We start from the raw sequence: 21,419 nt of genomic DNA, 5'->3' as shown, positions 1-21,419 counted from the left end.
CCCCATGACTAAGTTTGCTCGCAACCTGACCACGACCATTATCGCGCTATTTATCATTGTGATGATGGTGCTCGTTGCCGGGGCTACCCTGCGTGATGAGGATTCCTTGGAAGGCAACCTCACCAATACCTTGCAGCATGCCCCGCGGAACCTCGAGGTAATGTCGCTCATCCCGTCTGATGTCTACGGCGCCGACTACAGCGCCATCGGCTTCATTTGCTCCGGCATGGCGGAAGACAAGGTCAAGGAAGCCGCCCCGAACCCTGATGACATCACCTTCGAGGACGGCGTCGTCCCTGAGGGCAAGAGCTACGTCATGGCCCTGGGCCACAACGTTGATCCCTATGTAGAGGAATTGGATTCCTCCGAGGTTGAGGTCTGCGAGATGATCAACGCTCAGGTTAAGGCCATGGAGCAGCAGGGCCACGGGCTCGACGGCGGGGTTCCGCTGGTTCAGGGCTCCCAGCCGCTGGCCTTCCAGAGCGAAGACGGCGTGTGGAAGCTGGTCGGCTAATGCACGTCCTGGCCATTGATACGGCGACGACCGCCCTGGTCACTGGGGTAGTCGACACCGAGTCTGGGCAGATAACACAGCGCGTGCTGGCCGATACGCGCGCGCACAATGAACGGCTCATGCCCACCATCCTTGAGATGATGAGCGAGGCCGGGCTGGAGCTCGACGACCTCGACGCCATCGTTGCGGGCATGGGCCCTGGCCCCTTTACCGGCTTGCGCGTTGGCATGGCCACGGCGCAGGCGCTTGCCGATGCCCTCTCCATCCCCCTCCACGGCGTCTGCACCCACGATGCCATCGCGCACGCCACGCTAGCTGGGGCCGATGCAGCCGATGAAAGGGACGCGGCGCTGGTTGCTACCGATGCCCGCCGCAAGGAAATCTATTGGGCTACCTACCGCGCGGGACAACGCGTTACCGGCCCGGACGTTTCGAAGCCGGGGGAGCTTGACGTGCGAGACGTCGCGCAGGTGGTCATCCCGGAGAAGCTTGCTGAGGGGTTGCCGGAGGAACTTGCTGCGCTGCCACGCAGCGAAGCCGCGCCCACTGCAGAGGGCCTGGTGGCCGTCGCGCGGCTCGACGCGGATCCGGAGCCATTCGTACCGTTGTACCTGCGCCGGCCCGATGCGGTTCCTCCCAAAAAGCAGCAGCTTTCCGCGGCCATTCCAGAGGTGCGCTTGTGAACCTGCGCGAGCTCACCCCTGCCGATGCCCCGCGCTGCGCCGAGCTGGAAAAGGTGCTTTTTCCTGGTGAAACCCCGTGGACGGAAGCGGTATTTAAGCAAGAAATGGCCCAGCCCTTCAACTTCTACCTTGGGGTGGAAGGTGCCCTCGATCCCGCAGCGCCGGAGGACGGCCAGGAGCCGGTCTTATTGGGCTATGCCGGCATCGGCATGATGGGCCCAGCCGCGGACCCCGAGTTTGAAATCCACACCATCGGCGTCGATCCAAAGGCCCAGCGCCGCGGCATCGCGCGCATGATGATGGACAATATTTGCTATATCGCGGACTTAAAAAGCGCGCCCATCTTCTTAGAGGTGCGTGTGGGAAACGATCCCGCCATCGAGCTATACCGGCGCTATGGCTTTAACATCGAGGGGATTCGCCGCAATTATTATCAGCCCTCCGGCGCGGATGCGCACGTCATGGTGCGCCCCAGCCAGTCGCCACAAGCAAGCCAGCGCGAAGCAAAGGAGCAGTAATGAAGGTCATGGGCATCGAGTCCTCCTGCGATGAGACCGGGGTGGGCATTGTCGAGCTGGACCAAGACGGCCACATGGAGATCATCGCCAATGCCGTTGCTTCGTCAATGCAGCAGCACGCGCGCTTTGGCGGCGTCGTGCCAGAAATCGCCTCCCGCGCGCACCTGGAGGCCATGCCGCAGGTGATGCGGGCGGCGTTGGAGGAGGCGGGCATCGATAAGCCCGATGCCATTGCTGCCACCGTCGGGCCGGGCCTGGCCGGCGCCCTGCTCGTGGGTGCTTCCGCAGCCAAGGCTTATGCCGCCGCGTGGGACGTGCCTTTTTATGGCGTCAACCACCTCGGCGGGCACGTCGCCGTGGCCAACCTCGAAGGCGAGAGCCTGCCGCACTCGGTCGCGCTGCTGGTCTCCGGCGGGCACACGCAGTTGCTCGAGGTCGAGGCCGTGGGAAAGCCCATGCGCGAATTGGGCTCCACGCTTGACGATGCCGCCGGTGAAGCCTACGACAAAGTCTCCCGCCTCCTAGGGCTGGGGTATCCGGGCGGGCCGGTCATTGATAAGTTGGCCGCCCGCGGAAAACCCACCATCGATTTTCCCCGTGGCATGTCGCGTGCCGAAGATCTGCGCGGCGAGCACCGGCATGATTTCTCTTTCTCGGGGCTCAAAACCTCCGTTGCGCGCTACGTGGAGCGCGCCGAAAAGGCCGGCGAGACCATCTCCGTGGAGGAGGTATGCGCCTCGTTCCAAGAGGCGGTGGCCGACGTACTCACCGCCAAGGCCATTCGTGCCTGCGAGGATACCGGGGCGAAGGTGCTGTTGCTCGGTGGCGGCGTCGTGGCCAATTCCCGGCTGCGGGAGCTAGCCGCCGAGCGTTGCAATGCCGCCGGTGTGGAGCTGCGCGTGCCGCGGTTTAACCTGTGCACCGATAACGGCGTGATGATTGCAGCCCTTGGCGCCCAGCTCATTCATGAGGGGGCTGCGCCGTCGAGCCTGGGTATTGGCACCGATACGCAACTGGATGTGGAAGAGCCACAGTTAACCTAAAGTTCTTCTTCCTCGCACTGCGGGGTGGGGGAAGCGGCGGTAACCTTTAACGCGTTCACGCCCTCTCCGCTTTAAAGGATCTTTCTCTCATGACCGTTGGTTTCCTCGTCAACCCCGATCTCACTCGCAGAAAAATCGAGTTTGAGTTAGAACACGCCAACCAGTTCTTGGGCGGCACCACCGAGGATCGCGTCTCCGTGGTCTTTCAAGATGACGGTACGACCTACGCCGCGCTGTATAACCCAGAAGCCAAGCAAGAAGGCGCCGAGCCCAACCCGGTTGCTTCCCTGGCCCGCAATGCCGCGGACACGGGAAACTCCGCCTTTTTGCAAGATCCCATCCGCGCTATTAACGGCCCGGTCATCTTCGTGGATGCTGAGGGTGAGGAGGACTCCATCGACGAGGTAATCGCTTCCGTCGAGCATGGCATCCGCGCGGTGAAAAACTACCGCGAGGATTTCCCGGACGAGTACACGCTCTGGCGCGCTGCGGTCATCAACTCCACGAAGAGCGCATAAGCACCCTTTTTAACGCTCGGTGTGGCGCAGCCACATCAGCACCGCTTTGACTCGGCGATTGGCGTCTTCGGGACGAAACCCGAGTTTTAGAAAAACATTGGACACGTGCTTGCTTACCGCCCCTGCGGTTAATACCAGCGCGTCTTCAATTTCTTGATTGCTCAAACCTTGTGCCATGAGCCCCAAAACCTCGCGTTCGCGGGCGGTTAATTGGCTCAGCCCCGTGCGCCGCGCGGATAGCAGGGCGGTGACCACCTCTGGGTCGACGACGGTACCGCCGCCCGCCACTTCCTCGAGGGTGTGCACGAATTCGTCCACATCGGATACGCGCTCTTTGAGCAGGTAGCCGAATCCGCCATGCTCTAAAAGCCGGTCCAAGTAGCTTGCCGCCACGTATTGGCTGAGCACTACCACCGGTTGCGACGGATCTGCCGCCCGCACATAGTGCACGGCACGCAGTCCATCATCGCTCATGGTAGGCGGCATACGGACATCGCTAATGATCAGATCGAAGTCATCACTGCCCGCGCAGGCGCGCAATTCCTCCGCATCGTTGACAGCGGTCACGCTATGGCCCAGTGCCGTCAAAAGCTGTTCTAGCCCGGCGCGCAAAAGGGCAGAATCTTCTGCCAATAAGAGTTTCATCGGGCCTCCTTTAGCGGTAGTGACATGGTTAAGGTTGCTCCTTGTCCTTCTGTGTGAGCGGGAAAGAAGTCGACGCTGCCGCCTAGTGCCGCTGCCCGCTCGTGCAGCCCTGCCAACCCAGTGCCCGCAGTTGCCCCGGTGGTCTTTGCGCTAGTCGCTTCGTCACCTGTGTCGGCGCTGGTACCAACGCCGGCACGGGAATGCGCGGGGCCGGACGCGCTAGGGCCTCCTCCTGCGGAGAGGCCGCCGACGCCATTATCGCGGACGCTGAGGTGCAGATCGTCGCCAAAAGATATGGACACGGTGGCGGCGGTGGCCGCGCCGTGGGTGGAGGCGTTGGTCAGCGCCTCTGCTACCGCGTGGTAGGCCAGCAGCGCCGTGGTTTCCCCAATCGATCGCTCCGCGCCTTCAACGTGCAGTTCCGCGTCGAGCCCGCTGTGGGCCAAGAGTTCATCGAGGGCGGGGATGAGGCCGTCATCGAAAAGCACCTGCGGTGCAATGCCGCGCACGGTAGCGCGCAGGGCGGATAGGGCTTGGGTGGCGTTATGTTCGGCATCGGCAAGCGCCTGCTGGGCCTCGGGCGGGGACTGGAGTTTGGCCGCAGCCAGGTTGAGCTTGAGCGCGGTCAGGTACTGCTGCGGACCATCGTGGAGCTCGCGCTCGATGCGGCGGCGCTCGCCCGAAAAGGCATCAATAAGCGTGGCGCGCGAGGCCGCCAACTCCTGTGCGGAGGGGCTCAGGGCGAGCCGGGTGAGGGAAATGGAGGCTTTGACCAGCAGGCGGTTGAGCACTACCAGCAGGACGAAGAGCACGGCGGCCGCGAGCCAGCACACGACAAAAATCAGTGGGCGATTATCGGTGGTCCACTCGCCGGCGTTGAACTCGGCCTGCGGAATAAACGGCGCGATGACCAGTACGCCCGCGACAAAACCGACAGAGACCCAGTTGGCAAAGCAGGCCACGCAAATAAGAAGCTGCAGTAAAAGGTGATAAAACTGCTGCCAATCAAACCATCTGTTGGCCCGCCGCGGGGGAATATCAACGCCCATCCACGTTGCGCCGTAGCGGCCGATAGACTCCGCGGCGCGTGCGACCAGTGGAATCCACGGCAGCATGAGCACCGAAATCACCAGTCCCGGAAGAGCAAGTATTCCGAGGACGAGGCTCCACCCATTGGCCTTGACAGTTCGCATATTCGTTCAGCCTAGCCGCCGCGCCGGGGTGGTGGCAGTAGAGCTAGCCCCACCATTTTTCGGGCAGCCTTCCCCATCGCGCGTGCGGGGGCCGGCCGGTGGAATGGAAGGCATGTTAAAAGCACAGAATCTGAGCAAGCGCTACGGCAGCTATACCGCACTCGCCGAGGTGGACCTAAGCATCGAGCCGGGGGAATTTGTCGCGATTATGGGGCCATCCGGCAGCGGCAAGACCACGCTGTTGAACTTGCTATCCGGGCTGGATAAGCCCAGTTCCGGCACGGTCAACGCACCGGGCCGCACGGAGCGCGCCTTCGTATTCCAGGATTATAACCTGCTGGAATCGCTGAACGCCCGCAAAAATGCTACGTTGACCGCGCACTTTTCTGGTCGGCGTTGCAGCCGCGACGAGGTGCAGAAAACCTTCGCGTCTTTGGGGCTTGACGGACTGGAGCGCCGCTTGCCCGCGCAGCTGTCCGGCGGTCAGCAGCAGCGCGTCGCCGTCGCCCGCGCCTTGCTGGCCGGTGCGCCGTATATCTTCGCCGATGAGCCTACGGGCGCGCTTGACGATGCCACCGCCCAACTCGTCCTCACCCACCTCCGCACCGCCGCACGGGGCGGGGCCGCGGTGGTCATGGTGACCCACTCGCACCTTGCCGCAGAGGCCGCCGATCGCATCATTGAGCTCCAGGAGGCCAATCATGCTGGTGTGGCTTAAGGATTTACAAAGCAATTGGCTTTCGTGGCTTGCCGTGGCCTTGACCATGGTGGTCTCATCGGCCGCGTGCGCGCTGGCGGTATCGATGCTGGTGGCCACCTCGGATGCGGACGAAGATCCCACGGGGCCGCTCGGCGGCACCGTACTGGGCATGGCGGTCTGCGCCGTCGTATTGATCACGCTGTCGCAGATGCGGCTGATCATTGAGGAACGCGAACCCGTGTACCGCTCGTGGCGCATGATCGGCATGCCTGGGTGGATGATCAATAGCTTCATCGTGGGGCAGGTGAGTGCCGTAAGCGCAATCGCGGCGTTCATCGGGACCTTCCCGGCGCGTCTATTGGTCGAACCCATGGCTGCGGCCTTTCGCAGCGACGGGATTCCCATGCCGGAGTTGGCCATTACCCCGCTGGTCATCCGCATCGCCGTGTCCGTGTGCGTGGCGTCAGCGGTTTGCGGTGCCCTCATACCGCTGCGCCGGGTCTTTCGCCCGCGAGTGGAACCTCGCCCGGTGTGGGTGGTGGTGCGCTGCCTTGTGGCCGCAGGCTTGGTAGGCGGTGCTGTGTACGGCTGCCTGCAGATAGAGGAGCCGGCCGATAGCATTGCGGCTTCCATGGGGCTGGTCATCCTGGTGGCATTTATGACGCCATGGCTCATGCCCGCCGTGGACCAATGGACGCGACTATGCGGCATCGCCGGGGCCAATGTGCGGGTGCGCCGCCGCTTTTCCGTGCCCCATATCGTCCCGTGGGTGCTGTTTGGTGGCTTGATTGTCGCGGTCGGCTCGGGGATAAGGATGTTCAAAAGTAGTATGGGCGACTTAGACACCTTGTCGTCGGGGCAGGTCTTCGCGGCGTTTCTCGGCCCAGTCGTTGCCCCGAGCATCGTTGGCGCGGTGCTGACCTCACTTATTATGCGCTCGTGCATCGCCAGCGATGTTCGCGGACTGCGGTTGGCCGGTGCCTCGCCAGCAGCGTGGGTGCGGGTGCAGGTGGGCGAGGCATTTTGCCTGACTGTTACTGCTGCGGTCCTAGTCATCGCCTTGAGCGTCGCGGTGGTCGCGGTGCTCAACGAGCTGTTGTATCCCGGTTCTCATTCCGGGATAGGCGCGCTGTGGGAGGGGCTTGCCGGAGTGTGGTGGGCGCCGTTCGGCCTAATTTTTGGCGCCATGTTTCTTGCGCTGTGTGCGGTCAAGCTCATTCTCGCGGGATTCCTGCGCTCAACCGTCCAGATCCGCACAAACTGATGGATGAATCGCCGATATTCTGATGGGTAAAACTCTGATATTCTGATGGGTAGAACGCGCTCAAATTGATGGATGGGTTTAAAATGACTGGTCAAGAAGGCTATGTTTATCTTCCGCGAGTAGAGGATTCGCGGCTTCATGGAGCCCTGCAGCGATCTGGTGGAGTGTTGATAGAAGGTCCAAAGGGCTGCGGGAAATCTGCGACCGCTCGGCAAGTTGCGGGCAGTCTTGTTCAGGTGGATACGGATTTAAACCTCGACATGCAGCTCAGCACCATCCCAGATTTGGCGTTGGAGGGGGATACGCCGCGAGTTTTTGATGAGTGGCAAGAAAAACCGCAGTTGTGGAACTTGGTGCGGCATGAGATTGACCGTCGGCAAGCGCCTGGGCAGTTCATTCTTACTGGGTCGACTGCGCCAATGGAGGAACAATCCAGGCACTCGGGCGCGGGGCGCATAGCCAGGCTGCGGATGAAGACCTTCAGTTTTTATGAGTCGGGGCATTCTAATGGCGCAGTATCATTAACCGAATTGGTAGCTCAGGAACCCCCGCAGTCGAATGAGGAAACGGTCGTGGATGTTGCAGGGATTATCGAGCGTATGGCGCATGGAGGCTGGCCCGCAAACCGGAATTATTCCGTTGAGGCGGCGCAAGAGAACCTGCGCAGTTATATCGATACTGTGGCCCACGTGGATATCACCGCCGCCGAGGGTGTGCGAAGGGATCCGGTAAAAGTAACGACCCTTATTCGTTCGCTTGCCCGTGGGGTAGCCACAGAACAGCCCATTTCTTCTATTGCTACCGATATTGGCGCGCAAAGGGCTACGGTCAGCGAGTACCTTGCTGCGTTGCAGCGCATCTTCATCGTGGAAGAACAGCTGGCGTGGTCGTCTCATCTGCGCTCGCGGGCTAGCCTGCGAACGGCACCGAAGAGGCATCTGGCGGATCCGGCGTTGGCCGCTGCTGCCGTGGACGCGTCCCCAGACAAGTTGCTGCGCAACCTTGCCTTTGCCGGGCAGCTTTTTGAATCCCAAGTTGTCCATGACCTGGCAGTGTTAAGCGGGAAGCGTGTTTTCCATGCCCGTGATGCCTCTGGGCTGAAAGTGGATGCGGTATTTGAGCTGGCGGGCAGGACCGTTTTCGTAGAAATTAAATTGGGGCAAAGCCGAGAGATCATTGAGAAGGCGGTAAGCAATTTGCAGGCCTTCGCAGAACGCTTTGAGTGGGAGGTGCCGCCGGTCTTAATGATCGTGACGGGAGGAAACCTGAGCTTTCGGCATCCGAGCGGGGTATACGTGGTGTCCCTGACACACTTGGCGCCGTAGCGCGGCCCAGCAACGGGGGTCGCGTCGTTGTTGAGGGTTAGCAGTCACGAGGGTAGAGTGCTAATCAGGTTGTTTGACCCACAGTTGTTCACCCGCGACGACGGCTGTGCTGGACATCCACAACCGGCACGCGCGCGCCATTAAGGCGCGCAAACGAACAATACGGAGGAAACATCATGGCAACTATTAAGCCGCTTGAGGACCGCGTCCTCGTACAGATCGTAGAAGCAGAATCCACCACCGCATCCGGCCTGGTTATCCCGGACTCCGCAAAGGAAAAGCCGCAGGAAGCAACCGTTATCGCCGTCGGCCCGGGCCGCTGGGAAGACGACGATGACCGCATCCCCATGGACGTTAAGGAAGGCGACACCGTTGTCTTCTCCCGCTACGGCGGCACCGAGCTGAAGTACGACGGCGAAGAGTACTTGCTGCTGAGCCAGCGCGACATCCTCGCCATCATCGAGAAGTAGGAAATACTTATGGCAAAGCTTATTGCATTCGACCAAGAAGCCCGCGAGGGAATTCAGCGCGGCGTCGATACGCTGGCTGATGCCGTCAAGGTCACCCTCGGCCCCCGCGGCCGCAACGTCGTGCTGTCCAAGGCCTTCGGTGGCCCGACCGTTACCAATGACGGCGTGACCATCGCCCGCGATATCGACGTCGAGGAGCCCTTCGAGAACCTCGGCGCGCAGCTGGTCAAGTCCGTTGCGGTCAAGACCAACGACATCGCCGGCGACGGCACCACCACCGCGACCTTGCTGGCCCAGGCGCTCATCTTTGAGGGCCTGCGCAACGTTGCAGCTGGCGCTAACCCGATTGAGCTCAACCGCGGCATCTCCGCAGCGGCGGAAAAGGCCGTCGAGGAGCTCAAGGCACGCGCCACCCCGGTCAACTCCGCCTCCGAAATCGCGCAGGTAGCCACCGTGTCCTCCCGCGATCCGGAGGTCGGCGAGATGGTCGCCGGCGCCATGGAAAAGGTGGGCAAGGACGGCGTCGTCACCGTCGAGGAGTCCCAGACCATGGACTCCACCGTGGATGTCACCGAAGGTATTTCCTTTGACAAGGGCTACCTTTCCCCGTACTTCGCTACGGAGGAAGAGACCAACCACGCTGTGCTTGACGATGCCGCCATTTTGCTCGTCCGCAACAAGATTTCTTCCCTGCCGGATTTCTTGCCGCTGCTGGAAAAGATCGCGGAGACCAACCGCCCGACCCTTATCATCGCGGAAGACGTTGAAGGCGAGCCGCTGCAGGCGCTCGTGGTCAACTCCATCCGCAAGGTCCTGAAGGTTGCCGCCGTAAAGGCACCGTACTTTGGCGAGCGCCGCAAGGGTTTCATGGATGACCTGGCCGTGGTTACCGGCGCCACCGTGGTGGACCCTGAGGTGGGCGTCAACCTGAACGAGGTCGGCCTTGAGGTGCTGGGTTCCGCACGCCGCGTGACCATCACCAAGGAAGACACCGTGCTTGTCGATGGCGGCGGCAGCGCCGCAGCCCTCGACGATCGCCGTGAACAGATCCGCGGCGAAATCGCCCGCACCGATTCCACCTGGGATAAGGAAAAGCTCGAGGAGCGCTTGGCCAAGCTCTCCGGCGGCGTCGCCGTTATCCGCGTCGGTGCCGCAACCGAGACCGAGGTCAACGAGCGCAAGCTGCGCGTCGAGGACGCCATCAACGCCGCCCGCGCGGCCGTGGAAGAAGGCGTCATCGCCGGCGGCGGCTCCGTGCTGGTGCAGATCTCCAAGGAGCTCGAGTCCTTTGCCCAGGACTTCGAGGGCGAGGCTAAGGTCGGCGTTCTCGCCGTTGCCCGCGCCCTGACCCGTCCGGCATTCTGGATCGCGGAAAACGCAGGCCTCGATGGCTCCGTCATTGTCTCCCGCGTATCTGAGATGGCCAACGGTGAAGGCTTTAACGCCAACTCCCTGGAGTACGGCAACCTCATCGATAACGGCATCATCGATCCCGTGAAGGTCACCCACTCCGCAGTGGTCAACGCCACCTCCGTTGCCCGCATGGTTCTTACCACCGAGGCATCCGTTGTGGAAAAGCCGCAGGAAGAAGACAACGCTGAGGCCGGCCACGGCCATCACCACCACTAATTCCTGCGCTGTATTTAGCCCAGAGCCCGCCGCATCTTTCCCGCCAAGTCAGGGGAGGGCGCGGCGGGCTTTTGGTTTAGACTTGAAGCTCGTGGAGAGCATTATTATTACCGGCGCGCGGGAAAATAACCTGCGCGATGTTTCGGTGGAGATTCCCAAGCGCAAGCTAACCATTTTTACCGGCGTTTCCGGCTCTGGTAAATCCTCGCTCGTCTTTGATACAGTCGCCGCGGAATCGCAGCGCTTGGTCAATGAGACTTATCCCGGCTTTGTCCAGGGGTTTATGCCCTCGCTGGCCCGTCCGGACGTGGATAGTTTGGCGCACCTTACCGCGGCCATCGTGGTGGGGCAGGAGCCCATGGCAGCCTCGTCGCGTTCTACCTTTGGCACCGCCACCGATATCACTGGCCTTTTGCGTGTGCTGTTCTCGCGCGCCGCATCCCCGCGCGCCGGCGGGCCCGCGGCCTATTCTTTCAACGTTCCCTCCGCCTCTGGCCAGGGCGCCATCGAGGTCAATGGCACCAAGGAGGTTCGCCGCTTCGAGCGCACCGGCGGCATGTGCCCGAAGTGCGAGGGCACGGGGCAGGTATCCGATATCGATTTATCCTGCTTGGTGGATGAAGAGCTTTCGCTTGCCGATGGCGCCATTATCTACCCCGGAATGAAGCCTGGCTCCTGGATGTGGCGCGGCTACGCCGAATCCGGCCTGTACCCCGATGACGTCCCGGTGCGCGAGTTCAGTAAAGAGCAAAAGCACAACCTGTATTTCGCTGAGACCAAGACCAAGGTCGGCGGCGTCAATATGAGCTATATGGGCCTGGCCACGCGCTTGCGCACCAACGTATTAAGCAAGCCGGTCGAAAGCCTGCAAAAGCACATGCGCGCCTTCGTCGAGCAGGCCGTAGTCTTCGTTGATTGCCCTGAGTGCGCCGGCACGCGGCTGGAGCGCCACGCCCGCGAGTCCTATATCGCCGGCGCGTCCATCGCGGATGTCTGTGAGATGGAGCTTACGGATCTGCACGGCTGGCTCACCCAGCTCGATTTGCCCGGCGCCCAGCCGCTGGTAGATGCGATTTCTGCCGCCGTTGATACCGCCATCGAGCTGGGCCTTGGCTATCTCACCTTATCGCGCGCCACCGGGACCCTGTCCGGCGGTGAAGCCCAGCGTACCCGCATGGTGCGCCACATGGGCTCGCCGCTTAGCGATGTCACCTATGTCTTCGACGAGCCCACCGCCGGCCTGCACCCGCACGATTGCGAGCGCATCAATAACCTGCTGCTTCGCCTGCGCGATAAAGGAAATACCATCCTCGTGGTTGAGCACAATCCGTCCACCATTGCCATCGCGGATCGCGTCGTGGATCTCGGGCCCGGCGCCGGCGCCGAAGGCGGCACCATCGTCTTCGAAGGAACCCCTGCGCAGCTGCGGCGCAGCGGCACCGTAACCGCGCAGTACCTTGCCGATCCCGCCACGCTGAAAGAGTCGGTGCGCGAGTCCACCAAGGCTCTTGCCATCCGCAGCGCGCGGCGCAACAACCTCCAAGGAATCGATGTCGATATTCCGGAGGGAGTCCTGACGGTCATCGCCGGGGTGGCCGGTTCCGGCAAGTCTTCGCTGGCCGCGTGCCTGTCAGAGGTAGCAGGAGACAGGCTCCTACACATCGGGCAAAGTGTCATTAAAGGATCGCGCCGGTCCAATGCCGCAACTTATACCGGCGCCCTCGACCCCATCCGCAAGGCCTTTGCCAAGGCCAATGGCGTAAAACCCGGCCTCTTCTCCGCTAATTCCGAGGGCGCGTGCCCAAAATGCAATGGCGCTGGCGTGGTGTACGTGGAACTCGGGGTCATGGACGGCGTGGACGTTCCCTGCGAGATTTGTCAGGGTCGGCGCTTTTCCGCCGACGTGCTGGAATACCGCCTGGGCGAGCTCAATATCGCCGATGTTCTCGAACTTTCCGCCTCCCGCGCCGCCGACTATTTGCGCAGCGTCAAAGTGCCCGCCGCCGCAAAGATTTGTGACACGCTCGTTTCTGCCGGCGTGGGCTATTTAAGCCTTGGCCAGCCGCTATCGACGCTATCTGGCGGCGAGCGCCAGCGCCTTAAATTGGCCGCGCACCTGGCCGATAAGAAGTCCACCGCAGACGTCATCGTGCTAGACGAGCCAACCACGGGCCTGCACCCCGCCGATACCGAACGCACCCTGCAATTGCTGGATCAGCTTGCCGATGCCGGCAATACCGTCATCTGCATCGACCACAACCTCGCCGTGCTCGCGCACGCCGATCACGTTATCGAGCTCGGCCCTGGTGCCGGCTCTGCCGGTGGGCACCTCGTCTTTAGCGGCACGCCCCAAGATTTGGCGGGCTCGACGGAGTCCCTCACGGGGCGCTATTTGCAGGAAGCGCTAGCCGCGGAAGGCTAACTCGAAGCGCCGCACTTCCGCGTGTGATCCCGCCCGCACGCGCCTGCTGCGAAAACGGGGTGAGCGCTTTGCGCGTTGGATTAGGCGTTGACCGTCGCGCGGCGGCGCTTGCGCAGTGCTACGACGCGCTCATATTCGCTCATGCCGCCCCAGACGCCATATGGTTCTGCCGAACGCAGGGCGTGCTCGCGGCAGAGCTCAATAACTGGGCAGGAATTGCAAATGGCCTTGGCGCGGTTTTCACGCTGGGCGCGGGCGCGGCCACGCTCTCCGTCTGGATGGTAAAACACGTCCGAGTTTTCACCGCGGCACGCACCTTGCAACTGCCAATCCCAAACATCTGCAGTAGGTCCGAGAAGAGACTTGGACTGAGACACGTTACTTAAGCTCCTTTAACAGGACGAGAATTCTTACTCAGGCGGCTGGTGGAGAGTCATCCGCGAACCGCAACGATTCGTAGTGTGTCGCGTCTTGGTAAACAAAGGGTTACTAGCATTTGACTTCCAGGTATTGCTTCCATTTATGTGACTTGTTAATGCCCTTTTACCTGCAGTAATGACTAAGGTTAACGAATTATGAATTTTGTTCTTTCTATGATGCAGATGGCATAAACCCTGTTGTAGAGCCACGGCAACCGCCGGCACAGGCTTCAGTGCGGGGCTTTTCCTACTGGGGCATCGTCAAGCAAGAGCGTTGCCGTGGTTGCCGGGTCGCAGGCTTGCTGGTGTGTACCGTAGTTGTCCCTTTGCGCTCAATACCCCAGAGGAAATATGGTTGAATATCGATTTAAAAGTCTGCAGAGGGTGCACTTGTGAGCGATAAGGATAAAGAGCTAGCGGATCTCGTTCCGCTGGCCGCTGGTGGAAGCCGCCGCGCACTGCAATCTATCCTGCAAATTATTCATCCGCAGGTGCTGCGCTATTGTCGTGCGCGGATCGGCGGCGGGCGCCAGCCCACCGCGGAGGACGTGACCCAAGAAATCTGCCTCGCCGTCGCCACATCGATCGACTCCTATGAAGATAAGGGTCGGCCCTTCATGGCCTATGTCTACGGCATCGCTTTTAATAAGGTTACCGATGCCCACCGTGCCATGGGCCGCGATCGCTCCACGCCCGCCGAGGAGCTTCCAGAAAACACTGCAAACGAGGCGACTCCCGAGGAATGGGCGCTAGAAAATGATGGTAGTAACAGAATGCGCGCCTTGCTCGATACCCTAAGTGACAAGGCAAAAAACATCGTTATTTTGCGCGTGTTCGTTGGTCTTTCGGCAGAAGAAACCGCCGATATCGTGGGTTCTACCCCGGGGGCGGTTCGCGTCGCACAACACCGAGCTCTCGCACAATTGCGAAAGGCCCTTGGGCAACAACTAGCCGCTGAGGGCTAAAGCCACAACCCCCGCTCTAGAGACACGCGTACACCTTAAGAAAGGAAGGAGGGACAGAAACCATCATGGCCTCCAAACACTCCCAAAAGAATAACGATGACCTGACGGAGCAGCTCCAGCCCTTGGTAGATGATGATGCATTCCTCACCGAGCTGTCGCAGGGCAAAGACCCCTCCAACGGCAGCGATGAGCTCACTGGGTTGCTGCTAGGGCTGAAGGGGGACATCGATAAGCAGATGCCGCCAGCCCCGCGCGTGGACGGGGCAGAGGAAGAACCAGAAGTCATCAGCCTCGATAAGGCGCGGTCTCGCCGGCGCAATCGCCCCGTGATGCACGGACTTATCGGCGCGGCCGCCGCCACCGTCATCCTCGCCGGTGCGGGCGGGGTCATGGTTAATTCTGGTGTGTTTGATAGGCCGGATGAGACCCGCAACGTGGAGCTGGCCGGCACCTTAGATGAGATGGAATCCCGCGCGGCAGAGGGAGATTTCGAAGGCGCGCGCGAGCTTATGAAGGAAGCCCGCTCCAAGCTCGAAGAGGCTGAGGGCAAAGAAGAAAATGCCATCGCTGCCAAGGAGGAAGCCGAAAAGAAGCGCCCTGCCCGTCCGAAGACGAAAACCGTGACGGAAACTGCTACTGAGACCGCGCCGGGCCAAAAGCCGCAGGATAACCCCGAGCCAGCACCCAAAACCGTAACGGAAACGCAGTACGAGACCTCAACCGTGGTGGTAACGGAGCAGGCTCCGGCGAATCCGCAGCCGGAGTCTCGCGAGCCCGAAGAAGCACCCACCACAACCATTCAGTTGGGGGCGGGAGCCGAGTAATAACGAGGGCGGTGACTTACACGCCCTAGCGGTTTTCTAGGCCGTCGACGTAGCCCAGCGCGTAGTCCCACGGCACGTAGCGGCGCGGGTCGGGCTCTGCCCCCGGCTCGTGCACTGGGGCGAGTTCGCCCGCCAGTGTGGCGCGCATATTGGCGGCCATAATATCCCACTCGTAGAAGTGGTTTTCCTGGCAGTCTTCACACAGGAAGAAGATGCCATCGATCCCGCGTGGTCCGAGCACAGTTGCGAATTTCTCTACCAAGGCGAGATCGTGGATGAGGGCGACGCGGTCTTCATCGGAAAGCGGCATGACCTGCTCGTCCTCCTCCAGGAAGGACGCAGGGTCATTCGGATCGTCTGCAAAAGGATCGCGGGGCATATTGGCGAAGAAGTTCACGCCTGCGAGCCTATTGAACTTGCCCGCTTAAGGCAATTAACCCCTAGCCTGAATGGTGTCATTGGCTGGGCACGCACTACAGTTGAGGTAGCCGCTGAACCTGTTTAAGGAGATACCTCGATGAGCGATTACCATATTCACACTGGTGGAGATGACCCGAACAAGGTAGCCCTGCGCGGCTTGACCTTCGATGACGTGCTTCTTTTGCCCGCCGAGTCCAATATCGTGCCCTCCGAGGTCGATACCGGCGCGCAATTTACCCGTAACATTCGCCTGGGCGTGCCGCTGGCATCCGCAGCGATGGATACCGTGACCGAGGCCCGCATGGCCATCGCCATGGCGCGCCAGGGCGGCATCGGCGTGCTGCACCGCAACCTTTCTGCGGAAGCACAGGCCGAGCAGGTAGAAATCGTCAAACGCTCCGAGTCCGGCATGGTCACGGACCCGGTCACCGCCCGCCCCGAGATGACCATTGGTGAGGTCGACTCCCTGTGCGCCCGCTTCCGCATTTCCGGCCTGCCGGTCGTGGATGAGGACAGCACCTTGCTGGGCATTTGCACCAACCGCGATATGCGTTTTGAGCCGGACTTTGACCGCAAAGTCAGCGATGTCATGACCGCGATGCCGCTCGTCGTCGCGCGCGAGGGCGTATCCAAGGACGAGGCCCTAGAGCTTTTATCGGCCAATAAGGTAGAAAAGCTGCCGATCGTTGATGCCAATAACAAGCTCATTGGCCTTATTACCGTCAAGGACTTCGTAAAATCCGAGCAGTACCCCAACGCCTCCAAGGATGCTTCCGGCCGCCTGCTGGTTGCCGCGGGCATTGGTACCGGCGAGGAGTCCTATCAGCGCGCCGCCGCGCTTGTCGATGCCGGCGTTGACGCCCTCGTCGTCGACTCCGCCCACGCACACAATAACCGCGTGCTCGAAATGGTCTCCCGCGTGAAGAAGGACTTCGGCGACAAGGTCGACGTCATCGGCGGTAACCTCGCCACCCGCGAGGCCGCCCAAGCGATGATCGACGCTGGCGCGGACGCCATCAAGGTCGGCATCGGTCCAGGCTCCATCTGCACCACCCGCGTCGTTGCCGGCGTCGGTGCACCGCAGATCACCGCGCTGATGGAAGCCGCAGCCGTCGCCGCCCCCGCGGGCGTGCCGGTCATCGGCGATGGCGGCATGCAGTACTCCGGTGACATCGCCAAGGCGCTGGCCGCCGGTGCCGATACCGTCATGCTGGGCTCCATGTTCGCCGGCACCACTGAGGCACCCGGTGACATCGTGGTCTACCAGGGCAAGCAGTACAAACGTTACCGCGGCATGGGTTCCATGGGCGCCATGCAAGGCCGCGGGCTCTCCGGCGAAAAGCGCTCCTACTCCAAGGACCGCTACTTCCAGGCCGACGTGCGCAGCGAAGACAAACTCGTGCCAGAAGGCGTGGAGGGTCGCGTTCCCTTCCGCGGCGAGATCGATGCCATCGTGCACCAAATCATCGGCGGCCTGCGCGCGGCCATGGGCTATACCGGCTCGGCCACCCTAGATGAGCTCAAGACCAAGCGATTTGTCCAGATCACGGCCGCGGGCCTGAAGGAATCCCACCCGCACCACCTGCAGCAAATCGCCGAAGCCCCGAACTACCGCTAGGACAAACATGCGTGAATACGCCGAAATCGGCATCGGCCGCGAGGCCCGCCGCACCTTTGATTTAGACCAGGTCTCCATCGTCCCCCAGCGCCGCACGCGCTCGTCCAAGGACGTGGATACCACCTGGAATATCGATGCCTATACCTTCGATACCCCCTTCGTTTCGCACCCCACCGATGCGCTCGCCACGCCCGAGTTTGTCATCGAGATGGGCAAGCAGGGCGGGCTCGGTGTCATCAACGCCGAAGGCCTGTGGGGCCGCCACGAGGACCTCGAGGGTGCCTTGGCGCGCATCTATTCCCAGCCGGGCGATAATTCCACCATTCAGGAGCTGCACGCCGCCCCGCTTGACGATGCCCTCCTTGCCTCCCGCATTGCCCAAGTGCGCGAGTCCGGTGTGACCGTCGCCGTGCGCGTTTCGCCCCAAAACGCCCGCGAGATGGCGCCCAAGGCCATCGCGGCTGGGGCCGAGTTACTGTTCATCCAGGGCACGCTGCTGTCCGCGGAGCACGTCGCCACGGGCGGCGAGCCGCTGAACCTGAAGGAATTTATCGGCTCGCTCGAAGTGCCCGTCATCGCCGGTGGCGTGGCGGACTACACCACGGCGCTGCACCTGATGCGCACCGGGGCGGCCGGCGTCATCGTGGGTGCGGGCGTGACGACAAACGCTGAAACCGTCGGCATCGATACCGCCATGGCCACCGCCATTGCCGATGCCGCCGCCGCCCGCCGCGACTACCTCGACGAGACCGAAGGCCGCTACGTGCACATCATTGCGGATGCGGAATTCGATAACTCCGGGACCATCGCCAAGGCCTTCGCCTGCGGCGCCGATAGTGTCGCGCTCGGCCCCCTTCTTGCCCAGGCCCGAGAGGCAGGCGGTAGGGGATGGTACTGGCCGGCTACCGCAGGCCACCCGCGGTTCCCGCGCGGATACGCGCAGTTCGCGGGCGTCGATACCGACCTCGATGTGGATTTCCTCACCGCAGGCGACGCTGAGCCCGCGGCTGCGCCGAGCCTGGAAACCGTGCTGCACGGCCCATCCAGCGAACCATTCGGCCGCACCAACCTTGTGGGTGCGCTGCGGCGTGCCCTCGCAAAGTGCGGGTACACCGACCTGAAGTCCTTCCAGAAGGTCGAGCTCGCGGTTCGCTACTAAGTAGCGCGCGGCGCGCCTTGCACCGTGCAAGCCCGCGCCGCTCGCCCCGAATCCCGCCGCGCGCCGAATCGCTGCGCCCGGCGCCGCCGCGCTCACGGCTTCCTGGCGCACCCTGTGTTACTTGTGTTCAGGGTCCCTTGCGCACCCTGATTCGCTCGCGCGCCCCGCGCCACCACGGTGCGAAAGTCGCCGCAATGCGCTACATGGGCAAGCGCTTCCTAGGCCGCGGGGCCTATGGGCTAGACTATGGGGCGTGACTAAGCCAAATACTACCCCGCGCCCAGTCCTCGTCGTGGACTTTGGCGCTCAGTACGCGCAGCTCATTGCCCGCCGCGTGCGCGAGGCCAAAATCTACTCCGAGGTTGTTTCCAACTCCGCTTCCATCGAGGAAATCAAAGCTAAAGATCCCGCCGCTCTCATCTTGTCCGGCGGCCCGTCGTCCGTCTATGCCGACGGCGCCCCAGCGCTCAAGCCTGAGCTGCTGGAGCTCGGCGTCCCAGTCTTCGGCATTTGCTACGGCTTCCAGGCCATGAACCACATCCTCGGCGGTACCGTATCGTCTACCGGTGAGCGTGAATACGGCCGCACCGATATCGACGTCAAGGGCGGCATCCTGCACGAGGGCCTCGAGCCCACGCACAAGGTGTGGATGTCCCACGGCGATGCCGTCTCCGCCGCCCCCGAGGGCTTCGACGTAACCGCTACCTCCGCCGGCGCCCCCGTCGCCGCGATGGAGTGCCCGGCCAAGCAGATGGCCGGCGTGCAGTACCACCCAGAGGTGTTGCATTCGCCGCACGGCCAAGAAGTGCTCACCCGCTTCCTCACGGAGATCGCCGGTCTGGAGCAAAACTGGACCGCCGATAATATCGCCGAGCAGCTCATCGCGGATATCCGCACCCAAGTAGGCGAGGAAGGCCGCGCTATTTGCGGCCTGTCTGGTGGCGTGGACTCTGCGGTCGCTGCAGCTTTGGTGCAGCGCGCCATTGGCGATCGCCTGACCTGTGTATTCGTCGATCATGGCCTGCTGCGCGCGGGCGAGCGCGAGCAGGTTGAAACGGATTTCGTGGCCTCGACCGGCGCCAAGCTGGTTACCGCCGACGAGCGTTCGGCCTTCCTGCAGAAGCTCGCTGGCGTGAGCGACCCAGAGGAAAAGCGCAAGGCCATCGGCGCGGAGTTCATCCGCTCCTTCGAGCGCGCCGTGGCCGGTGTGCTTGACGATGCCCCCGCTGGCTCCACCGTCGATTACCTCGTCCAGGGCACCTTGTACCCGGATGTCGTTGAATCCGGCGGCGGCGATGGCACCGCCAATATTAAGTCGCACCACAACGTCGGCGGCCTCCCGGATGACGTCGAGTTCGAGCTCGTCGAGCCGCTGCGCCTGCTCTTTAAGGACGAGGTGCGCGCGGTGGGTCGCGAGTTGGGCCTGCCGGAAGAGATCGTCGGCCGTCAGCCCTTCCCGGGCCCGGGCCTAGGCATCCGCATCATCGGCGAGGTTACCGAGGAGCGCCTCGAGACTCTGCGCCAGGCGGATCTTATTGCCCGCATCGAGCTGACCAATGCCGGCTTGGACGAGCAGATTTGGCAGTGCCCGGTCGTGCTGCTTGCCGATGTCCGCTCCGTCGGCGTCCAAGGCGATGGCCGCACCTACGGCCACCCCATCGTGCTGCGCCCGGTATCTTCCGAGGACGCCATGACCGCGGACTGGACCCGCTTGCCGTATGACGTGCTAGAGAAGATCTCCACCCGCATCACCAACGAGGTCAAGGACGTCAACCGCGTTGTCTTGGATTGCACCTCCAAGCCACCGGGAACCATCGAGTGGGAGTAAAACCCACAAAACGGCATGCGTAGAAGGCGCTCAGTACTTGAGCGCCTTTTCGCATAACTGCGGCTAGTTGCGGGGTGTTACGGGTGGCCGCCAGACGATGCGACCGCCCACCCTTTCTAGCCGTCCGCGCCGAGGCGGGGCATTGGGATCGTCGTCGTTGATGCCGTTGTGGTAAGCACAGCACACGACGAGGTTTTTCATATTGGTCTCCCCGCCGCGACTCCAGGCCGTCAGGTGGTGGACCTGGGATAGATCTGCCGGTTGGTTGCACCCGGGCCAGGCGCAGCGCGGATTTTCCGCGGCCGCCATCATTCTTTGTTTATCGGTGGCCACGCGCGCCGTGCGGTAGAGGTTGACCGGCCCTTCTACCGGATGCACGAGGGTGACATAGCCCGTTTCGCCGTCACCATTGCCGCTACCGCTGGCGTCGCCGTTGCCGTTGGGGCTGGGGCCGGGGGCGGAATAGCCGGCATCGTTAAGCACGCGGTGCAAGTACTCGGTACCGGACATGGTCGCACCGTTGGTGAGATCGAGCTGCACGCCATCGCCGTGGCCATCGCGGATGCGAATGAATTTCTCCAGCGGCACGACGGCGTTGGTGACCACCGTGGAGCGCGCGGCGCTGCCGGCGCCGAAGAAGATATCTTCCACCGCCTGCAGCGGCTTTTTATCAGTGGCCGTAATCGCGCCCTGCAGATCCGCGATGAAGCGAGAGGTTCCCGTAATGGCAAGCGTCCAGTAGTCATTGGGCCGCCGGTACGTGCGCACGCCGGGGCTAACCGTGGACTTTTTCATCTCGCGCACCCGGCGCCGGGCGTGTTTGATGATGGCGCTCATCTCCGCAGACATCGCACAGCATTCCGCACGCAGCTCCCACGCCTGTTTCTTGCTGGGCGCGCGATTAACTACGCGCTCGATGCCGGCCAGGAGGGCAATGGGGTGGGCGTTGGTGCGGGCATCGGCAATGGCGCGGCGCTGCATCCGGCTAAAGGCGGTGCGGCCGTAGTAGCTTTCGCACAGAAGGAGCAGGTCGGCGGCAATGGCATCGGGCGCACCGCGCTCCATGAGCTCAGACCCAGATAGCCCGCGGCACGCGGCGATGATGTCCATGCCGGGCGCGAGGGCGGTCAGGTAGGTCTCGAGTGCGTTCATGCCGCCTACGCTAGGGCGGTGTTAGCCCGCGCTTGTTATGTCCATGAGGTTTTTGGACTTGGAGTCCAGCTACTTTGTGGACTCGGAGTCTAGGGACTTTGTGGACGCGG

General features: G+C 62.3%; 21 protein-coding genes. 16 read left to right on the top strand and 5 right to left on the bottom strand.

Annotation, left to right across the window (positions count from 1 at the left end):
* Nucleotides 1-4 precede the first annotated feature (4 nt).
* The 5 genes from ABRP98_RS05410 (at nucleotide 5) to ABRP98_RS05390 (ending at nucleotide 3,276) form a co-directional block, all read left to right on the top strand.
* Nucleotides 5-514 carry a hypothetical protein gene (locus ABRP98_RS05410; protein ID WP_284770166.1) on the top strand — a complete coding sequence of 170 codons (510 nt, stop codon included), beginning with the start codon at nucleotides 5-7 and terminating at the stop codon, nucleotides 512-514.
* A complete protein-coding gene (tsaB, locus tag ABRP98_RS05405; protein WP_349857931.1) occupies nucleotides 514-1,197 on the top strand; it encodes a tRNA (adenosine(37)-N6)-threonylcarbamoyltransferase complex dimerization subunit type 1 TsaB in 684 nt (227 codons plus the stop codon). The genes ABRP98_RS05410 and tsaB overlap by 1 nt, the downstream gene beginning before the upstream one ends.
* A complete protein-coding gene (gene rimI, locus ABRP98_RS05400) occupies nucleotides 1,194-1,715 on the top strand; it encodes a ribosomal protein S18-alanine N-acetyltransferase (protein WP_349857929.1) in 522 nt (173 codons plus the stop codon). The genes tsaB and rimI overlap by 4 nt, the downstream gene beginning before the upstream one ends.
* A complete protein-coding gene (tsaD, locus tag ABRP98_RS05395; RefSeq protein ID WP_349857928.1) occupies nucleotides 1,715-2,758 on the top strand; it encodes a tRNA (adenosine(37)-N6)-threonylcarbamoyltransferase complex transferase subunit TsaD in 1,044 nt (347 codons plus the stop codon). Before rimI ends, tsaD begins: the two co-directional genes overlap by 1 nt.
* Before the next feature lie 89 nt (nucleotides 2,759-2,847).
* Nucleotides 2,848-3,276, top strand: a complete 429-nt coding sequence (locus tag ABRP98_RS05390) for a hypothetical protein (RefSeq protein WP_349857926.1) — start codon at nucleotides 2,848-2,850, stop codon at nucleotides 3,274-3,276.
* 9 nt (nucleotides 3,277-3,285) lie between these two features.
* Here the strand turns inward: ABRP98_RS05390 and ABRP98_RS05385 are convergent, their stop codons facing one another.
* Together ABRP98_RS05385 and ABRP98_RS05380 are read right to left on the bottom strand one after the other, a co-directional pair.
* Complete coding sequence (locus ABRP98_RS05385; protein ID WP_349857924.1) at nucleotides 3,286-3,921, bottom strand: response regulator; 636 nt, start codon at nucleotides 3,919-3,921, stop codon at nucleotides 3,286-3,288.
* Entirely contained in the window at nucleotides 3,918-5,114 is a 1,197-nt protein-coding gene (locus ABRP98_RS05380) for a sensor histidine kinase (protein ID WP_349857923.1), read from the bottom strand. Before ABRP98_RS05380 ends, ABRP98_RS05385 begins: the two co-directional genes overlap by 4 nt.
* Nucleotides 5,115-5,226: 112 nt before the next feature.
* Here ABRP98_RS05380 and ABRP98_RS05375 point away from each other — a divergent pair, with 112 nt between their 5' ends.
* From ABRP98_RS05375 to ABRP98_RS05350, 6 genes are all read left to right on the top strand, one after another.
* On the top strand, nucleotides 5,227-5,832 hold the full coding sequence (locus ABRP98_RS05375) for an ABC transporter ATP-binding protein (RefSeq protein ID WP_349857921.1): 606 nt from the start codon (nucleotides 5,227-5,229) through the stop codon (nucleotides 5,830-5,832).
* Nucleotides 5,816-7,078 (top strand): FtsX-like permease family protein, encoded by a 1,263-nt coding sequence (locus tag ABRP98_RS05370; protein ID WP_349857919.1) that lies wholly within the window; start codon nucleotides 5,816-5,818, stop codon nucleotides 7,076-7,078. The genes ABRP98_RS05375 and ABRP98_RS05370 overlap by 17 nt, the downstream gene beginning before the upstream one ends.
* Nucleotides 7,079-7,161: 83 nt before the next feature.
* Entirely contained in the window at nucleotides 7,162-8,403 is a 1,242-nt protein-coding gene (locus ABRP98_RS05365) for an ATP-binding protein (RefSeq protein WP_349857918.1), read from the top strand.
* Nucleotides 8,404-8,579: 176 nt separating this feature from the next.
* Nucleotides 8,580-8,873, top strand: a complete 294-nt coding sequence (groES, locus tag ABRP98_RS05360; protein ID WP_005277188.1) for a co-chaperone GroES — start codon at nucleotides 8,580-8,582, stop codon at nucleotides 8,871-8,873.
* A gap of 9 nt (nucleotides 8,874-8,882) precedes the next feature.
* On the top strand, nucleotides 8,883-10,502 hold the full coding sequence (gene groL / locus ABRP98_RS05355; protein ID WP_239269041.1) for a chaperonin GroEL: 1,620 nt from the start codon (nucleotides 8,883-8,885) through the stop codon (nucleotides 10,500-10,502).
* A 91-nt stretch (nucleotides 10,503-10,593) separates the two neighbouring features.
* Nucleotides 10,594-12,924: an AAA family ATPase gene (locus ABRP98_RS05350; RefSeq protein WP_349857916.1), complete on the top strand. Its 2,331-nt coding sequence runs from the start codon at nucleotides 10,594-10,596 to the stop codon at nucleotides 12,922-12,924.
* 80 nt (nucleotides 12,925-13,004) lie between these two features.
* Here the strand turns inward: ABRP98_RS05350 and ABRP98_RS05345 are convergent, their stop codons facing one another.
* On the bottom strand, nucleotides 13,005-13,301 hold the full coding sequence (locus tag ABRP98_RS05345; protein ID WP_349857914.1) for a WhiB family transcriptional regulator: 297 nt from the start codon (nucleotides 13,299-13,301) through the stop codon (nucleotides 13,005-13,007).
* A gap of 434 nt (nucleotides 13,302-13,735) precedes the next feature.
* Between ABRP98_RS05345 and ABRP98_RS05340 the strand changes: the two genes are divergently transcribed.
* On the top strand, nucleotides 13,736-14,308 hold the full coding sequence (locus tag ABRP98_RS05340; RefSeq protein ID WP_349857912.1) for a sigma-70 family RNA polymerase sigma factor: 573 nt from the start codon (nucleotides 13,736-13,738) through the stop codon (nucleotides 14,306-14,308).
* Nucleotides 14,309-14,373: 65 nt separating this feature from the next.
* Nucleotides 14,374-15,132 (top strand): hypothetical protein, encoded by a 759-nt coding sequence (locus ABRP98_RS05335; protein ID WP_349857910.1) that lies wholly within the window; start codon nucleotides 14,374-14,376, stop codon nucleotides 15,130-15,132.
* Nucleotides 15,133-15,157: 25 nt separating this feature from the next.
* Here the strand turns inward: ABRP98_RS05335 and ABRP98_RS05330 are convergent, their stop codons facing one another.
* Complete coding sequence (locus ABRP98_RS05330; RefSeq protein WP_349836557.1) at nucleotides 15,158-15,529, bottom strand: DUF5319 domain-containing protein; 372 nt, start codon at nucleotides 15,527-15,529, stop codon at nucleotides 15,158-15,160.
* Between the two features lie 120 nt (nucleotides 15,530-15,649).
* Between ABRP98_RS05330 and guaB the strand changes: the two genes are divergently transcribed.
* The 3 genes from guaB (at nucleotide 15,650) to guaA (ending at nucleotide 20,157) form a co-directional block, all read left to right on the top strand.
* Complete coding sequence (gene guaB / locus ABRP98_RS05325) at nucleotides 15,650-17,170, top strand: IMP dehydrogenase (protein ID WP_349857909.1); 1,521 nt, start codon at nucleotides 15,650-15,652, stop codon at nucleotides 17,168-17,170.
* 7 nt (nucleotides 17,171-17,177) lie between these two features.
* Nucleotides 17,178-18,329, top strand: coding sequence for a GuaB3 family IMP dehydrogenase-related protein (locus tag ABRP98_RS05320; RefSeq protein ID WP_349857907.1), 1,152 nt, complete (start codon nucleotides 17,178-17,180; stop codon nucleotides 18,327-18,329).
* A 253-nt stretch (nucleotides 18,330-18,582) separates the two neighbouring features.
* Nucleotides 18,583-20,157 (top strand): glutamine-hydrolyzing GMP synthase, encoded by a 1,575-nt coding sequence (gene guaA, locus ABRP98_RS05315; protein ID WP_349857905.1) that lies wholly within the window; start codon nucleotides 18,583-18,585, stop codon nucleotides 20,155-20,157.
* Nucleotides 20,158-20,220: 63 nt separating this feature from the next.
* Here the strand turns inward: guaA and ABRP98_RS05310 are convergent, their stop codons facing one another.
* Nucleotides 20,221-21,309 (bottom strand): HNH endonuclease signature motif containing protein, encoded by a 1,089-nt coding sequence (locus ABRP98_RS05310; RefSeq protein ID WP_349857903.1) that lies wholly within the window; start codon nucleotides 21,307-21,309, stop codon nucleotides 20,221-20,223.
* Nucleotides 21,310-21,419 lie beyond the last annotated feature (110 nt).

The organism is Corynebacterium sp. KPL2838, assembly GCF_040225455.1.
Classification (GTDB): Bacteria; Actinomycetota; Actinomycetes; order Mycobacteriales; family Mycobacteriaceae; genus Corynebacterium; species Corynebacterium rhinophilum.
This window is presented reverse-complemented; position numbering and strand designations above follow the sequence as displayed.

What these genes read in the sequence shown, in the direction of transcription:
- ABRP98_RS05320 (WP_349857907.1), top strand. Translation starts at nt 17,178, where the DNA reads ATGCGTGAATACGCCGAAATCGGCATCGGCCGCGAGGCCCGCCGCACC.
- ABRP98_RS05385 (WP_349857924.1), bottom strand. Translation starts at nt 3,921, where the DNA reads ATGAAACTCTTATTGGCAGAAGATTCTGCCCTTTTGCGCGCCGGGCTA.
- ABRP98_RS05410 (WP_284770166.1), top strand. Translation starts at nt 5, where the DNA reads ATGACTAAGTTTGCTCGCAACCTGACCACGACCATTATCGCGCTATTT.
- ABRP98_RS05380 (WP_349857923.1), bottom strand. Translation starts at nt 5,114, where the DNA reads ATGCGAACTGTCAAGGCCAATGGGTGGAGCCTCGTCCTCGGAATACTT.
- ABRP98_RS05365 (WP_349857918.1), top strand. Translation starts at nt 7,162, where the DNA reads ATGACTGGTCAAGAAGGCTATGTTTATCTTCCGCGAGTAGAGGATTCG.
- ABRP98_RS05390 (WP_349857926.1), top strand. Translation starts at nt 2,848, where the DNA reads ATGACCGTTGGTTTCCTCGTCAACCCCGATCTCACTCGCAGAAAAATC.
- guaB (WP_349857909.1), top strand. Translation starts at nt 15,650, where the DNA reads ATGAGCGATTACCATATTCACACTGGTGGAGATGACCCGAACAAGGTA.
- tsaB (WP_349857931.1), top strand. Translation starts at nt 514, where the DNA reads ATGCACGTCCTGGCCATTGATACGGCGACGACCGCCCTGGTCACTGGG.
- ABRP98_RS05370 (WP_349857919.1), top strand. Translation starts at nt 5,816, where the DNA reads ATGCTGGTGTGGCTTAAGGATTTACAAAGCAATTGGCTTTCGTGGCTT.
- groES (WP_005277188.1), top strand. Translation starts at nt 8,580, where the DNA reads ATGGCAACTATTAAGCCGCTTGAGGACCGCGTCCTCGTACAGATCGTA.
- groL (WP_239269041.1), top strand. Translation starts at nt 8,883, where the DNA reads ATGGCAAAGCTTATTGCATTCGACCAAGAAGCCCGCGAGGGAATTCAG.
- ABRP98_RS05310 (WP_349857903.1), bottom strand. Translation starts at nt 21,309, where the DNA reads ATGAACGCACTCGAGACCTACCTGACCGCCCTCGCGCCCGGCATGGAC.
- tsaD (WP_349857928.1), top strand. Translation starts at nt 1,715, where the DNA reads ATGAAGGTCATGGGCATCGAGTCCTCCTGCGATGAGACCGGGGTGGGC.
- ABRP98_RS05375 (WP_349857921.1), top strand. Translation starts at nt 5,227, where the DNA reads ATGTTAAAAGCACAGAATCTGAGCAAGCGCTACGGCAGCTATACCGCA.
- ABRP98_RS05335 (WP_349857910.1), top strand. Translation starts at nt 14,374, where the DNA reads ATGGCCTCCAAACACTCCCAAAAGAATAACGATGACCTGACGGAGCAG.